Raw genomic sequence first — 893 nt, 5'->3', positions numbered from 1 at the left:
CATACCTATCGAAAACTGGCTCGTCTTAAATGAATGCGCCCTACGTATAAATATAGAAAGGATATTAACATGAAAAACGCTCTAAGCGCTGTAGCTCTAGGTACAATAGTTGCTCTGGGTTCTTTCGGTGCAAACGCTGCTATCGAAGAAGGTCAACTAACTATCTGGGTAGGTGGTGATAAAGCTTACGAAGGCATGGCAGAAGTAGGTAAACGCTTTGAAGAAGATACTGGCGTAAAAGTAACCGTTGCTTTCCCAGACAAACTAGAAGAGAAGTTCTCTCAAGTTGCTGCGGCTGGTGATGGTCCAGACATGATCTTCTACGCACACGACCGTTTTGGTGGTTTTGCAGAAGCGGGTCTTCTAGTGGATATCAAACCTTCTAAAGAAACTAAAGAAGGTATCGTAGATTTCGCATGGGACGCAGTGTCTTACGAAGGTAAAACAATTGCATACCCTGTAGCCGTTGAGTCAGTTTCTCTAATTTACAACAAAGCACTTATCGAAACGCCGCCTAAGTCTTGGGAAGAAATTCCAGCACTTAACGCTGAGCTACCAAAAGACGGTAAGAAAGCGATCATGTGGCCTCTACGTGGTGGCGCATACTTCACATGGCCTCTACTTGCAGCAGACGGCGGTTACGCATTCAAGCAAGGTGCTGAAGGCTACGACATTAAAGACGCTGGTGTAGCGACTGACGGTGTTCAGAAGTCTCTAGGTTTCATCGAGAAGATGGTACAAGACAAAGTGATCTCTGCAGACATGGACTACTCTGTTGCAGAATCTGAGTTCGTTGCAGGTAACGTTGCAATGACAATCAACGGCCCTTGGGGCTGGGCAAACATCGAGAAATCTGGCGTAGATTACGGTGTTGCGACTCTACCTAAGTTCAA

The 893-nt window shown here is 45.8% G+C and carries 1 protein-coding gene; it reads left to right on the top strand.

The window, feature by feature from the left end:
- Positions 1-69: 69 nt before the first annotated feature.
- A partial coding sequence (gene malE, locus KIV40_RS32460) for a maltose/maltodextrin ABC transporter substrate-binding protein MalE (protein WP_285353472.1) occupies positions 70-893 on the top strand: 824 nt, incomplete at its 3' end.

This window comes from Vibrio sp. D173a (genome assembly GCF_030248475.1).
Note: the sequence above shows the minus strand (reverse complement) of the source record. Positions and strands in the feature narration are given on the sequence as shown.